The organism is Mesorhizobium waitakense (assembly GCF_056431085.1).
On the sequence record NZ_JBWKME010000079.1, the window covers coordinates 1 to 3,136 of the forward strand.

Annotated in this window: 2 protein-coding genes and 1 pseudogene; 2 read left to right on the top strand and 1 reads right to left on the bottom strand. The window is 57.8% G+C overall.

The window, feature by feature from the left end; all coding sequences use genetic code 11:
• Positions 1–147: 147 nt before the first annotated feature.
• Positions 148–408: pseudogene (locus AC07FD_RS17870) on the top strand (transposase); the annotation flags it as partial.
• Between the two features lie 234 nt (positions 409–642).
• Here AC07FD_RS17870 and AC07FD_RS17875 read toward each other — a convergent pair.
• Complete coding sequence (locus AC07FD_RS17875) at positions 643–1,830, bottom strand: Fic family protein (RefSeq protein ID WP_478350917.1); 1,188 nt, start codon at positions 1,828–1,830, stop codon at positions 643–645.
• 689 nt (positions 1,831–2,519) lie between these two features.
• Between AC07FD_RS17875 and AC07FD_RS17880 the strand changes: the two genes are divergently transcribed.
• Positions 2,520–2,885, top strand: a complete 366-nt coding sequence (locus tag AC07FD_RS17880) for a hypothetical protein (protein ID WP_378976996.1) — start codon at positions 2,520–2,522, stop codon at positions 2,883–2,885.
• Positions 2,886–3,136 lie beyond the last annotated feature (251 nt).

Genomic DNA, 3,136 nt, shown 5'->3' on the forward strand with positions numbered 1-3,136 from the left:
CCTCGGTATCGACGTCCGCGATCGATAAGCCAGCGGCGGCTGCTTCTGTCGTGAATGGAGCAGCTGCCCTAAACGCAAACGAGGCCAATGAATGGACGCAAAAAAGACCGTTGACAAAAACATCCCCATACAAGTGCAGTACGACAACGCGTCCTCAGACGGCTGGAGTTCCACTACACGCCCAAACATGCAAGCTGGCTCAACATGGTCGAGATCGAAATCGGCGTTCTGCGCAACCAGTGCCTCGACCGCCGCATCGAAAGCCGCTCCCGCCTCGTCGCCGAGGTCGCGGCTTGGGAACACCAGCGCAACGCAAGTGCCGCTCGCATCAACTGGATGTTCTCAACCGAGCAGGCCCGAACCAAAATGGCCCGGGCCTATCCAAAACCAACAGCCAAAGAGTCATAATCTCTGTGCACAGGTACTAGACTAAGACTAGGTGGATTGCCCATATTGAGGTCTCCCCAGGACTTAGCCCATAGGCTTGGATACTAGGGATTCATCGATATTCTGACCCCACTGAGCCATGTTGTGGGTGTCGCAGAGATGGACTTTCAGCGACGGCTCGCCTTTCGACCGGTTCACACCGGATTGTGGGATGACCAAGAAGCGTCCGATTTGATCCCTCTGGTTGCAAGTTGGCTAGGTTTCCGGAAACAGCTTCGGAAACAGCGCGTCCAGAGCGTCCGCAGGGAAGCGCAGCGAAACCGGACCTTTGGGCGTGTCAGACGCTAGCAGACCAAGCCCGATCACCTCATTAAACACCCTTCGCGCCGTGCGCTCGGGCAGTCCGCTTATGCGGGATCCTTCGCCGCGGTCAAATTCGCCGCGCATAAGCGCTTCTTGCAGGAAACGAGATGCTTCGGGCTTCACGCCGCTGCGCTCCACATAGCTATGCAGCCGCTTGGCAAGCGTATCGAGATCGAACAGACCTGTCATGAAGCTCACCTGATCGATGCACACCTGCAGGAACCATAAGGTAAAATCACCGAGCACGCGTTCGGAGAGGTTGCCGCGTCCGACGAGATCCCCTTGGCGGGGCATATCGGCATGATCCATCATGCGCTTGTAGTCCGTGCGGCTTTTCGCGCCGCGTGCCAGACCGCGCGAGATCGACCACAGTCCATGCGCAGCAATCCCGGCCTCATGGGCCATGGCGTGGCTCATCAATCGGCTGACGCGACCGTTGCCGTCGGGGAAGGGGTGAATGTAGTTGAAACGGTGATGCGCAGCAGGAATGGCCAGGATGCGCCCGGCCTTGCCCAGCTTGTCGAAGCGATAGCGCATGGCAAAGTACTGCATGAAATCGTCGACACGCTCGCTCGAAGGCGGCTCATGCCGGCCGACAGCGACGTCATGCTCTGGCTTCGATCGCCACTCGCCTGGCGCCATGACAAATTCACGGCCGGCGCCCTTGATGGTCAGCATGGGCGCTTCCGCATCGCGATAAAATTCCGCATGCAGCCATCGCAGAAAATCTACCGATGCCGGCTCCCGCAACCGCCCCTCGGCGGCCATACGGTCGATCTCCGCTTGCAGGCGAACATGGGCGGCCGCCTCGAGCTGCAGGTTGCGACGATTCTCGTCTCGATCGAAGTTTCCGGCCAACGCCCGTTCGATGTCGCGCGGGCGCGTATCATGGCCCTCGATCAGGTTGCTGTAGTAGGTGTTCATGATGCGCACGAGATCGGCGAGATTGGCAGCGGTACGCGGGTGCAAGCTTTGGCCCAAAATAGCCGATGTAGCCGATAGCTCCGCCAGCGCATCCGACATTGATTCGGATACATCCGTCAGGCGTGCCGGTTCGATGCGCTGTACGCTCTCTTCCATAATTGGCCGATCTTGGTTTCCGCTAAATACGGAATTATAAATATATATTTCTAATATTCCAGAACATTTGGCCGATCTTCTGGCCGATCATCGGCATCCTGCCGACTTGCGCGGGCCTCGGCACCATCACCGCCGCCAACTTGGACACCATTGATGCCGCCCGACGATGATGATCATGATGGCCGATGTTCGGGACGCCTATTTCACTGATAACCATGCACAAAACTGCAATCGGGAGGACCATGTGGCCGATGTTTTGGCCGATCTTCGCCGATTGGCGGGACTCAGATAGAATAGAGGCAGGAAAATAGAGGCAGCCTCAAACATGGTTTCTGCTGAAATTGTCGAAGCGCGCGAGTTCGCGACCAGGCTGGGCGATAATCTGCCGCGTCGTATCGAGGCCGCGGCCTTGGGCGTGCGCTCAAAGGCGCCGTTCCAATTGCTTTGTGCACGTGAGGCGCTGATCTGGCGAAGCGAAGAACTTGCGCGCAACGCATGCAATGCGCTTGAGCGTGAGGATCTGAGCGTTGCGGCCCTATTGACGCGTTCCCTTACTGAAAATGCTGCCCTTGTATGGAAACTCTGGGAGATTCTTGATGCGCGGCATACCCATTCACCACAGCAGCTAAACGATCTGCTGATACGGGCTTCTCGTTGGCTCGAGGAAATGGGCGGACGGACCACAGGCCATGCAAATCCTGAGCTGCATCAACAGGATGGACAAGGCGGTGCCGGGGGTGCGTGCCGGGTACGACAGCCTGAGCGAAATCGCTCATCCAAATTGGGCCGGGGTCGCCGGCCTCTATTCGAAACCTGATCCCCCACGGTATTTGACCGACTTCGGACGCGGGTTGAGGGAGACGAAGGGCACTGTCGACATGATCGCCAATGCACTGCTCGGCTCGCTCGGCTTGTTTGAACTCGCTTATCCTGCAGTCGGAGAAGGCGATCCATTGGCTAAGGCCCGATATCTTTTGGAGACCACGGCGCGCGGCGAGATGGACTTAGCAGAGCACATGCAGGCTCTGCTCTGCTCGACGATGTGGAACGGATGAGACCGACCGCTGTGTAGCCGGTGAGCTCGATCAGATCGTGTCAAACCTGTGGTGCGATTTTCAACCAGAAATGTGCAGGTGAAGCAGAGACAGTCTACCGCGCCTGCTGGGAAACGCTGGCGAACCACCAAGCTTTTCAGTCCCCTTTGATCCGCCCAGGAGCCGCAACCTGAGCAAAAATTGAAGCACCGGTGCTTGAGCTAGGACGTGGTGACGATTTAACTATCTGAGCCAAATGGCGATCGCTGCGA

Coding starts and splice junctions, on each gene's coding strand:
- AC07FD_RS17880 (WP_378976996.1), top strand. CDS start 2,520: ATGCAAATCCTGAGCTGCATCAACAGGATGGACAAGGCGGTGCCGGGG.
- AC07FD_RS17875 (WP_478350917.1), bottom strand. CDS start 1,830: ATGGAAGAGAGCGTACAGCGCATCGAACCGGCACGCCTGACGGATGTA.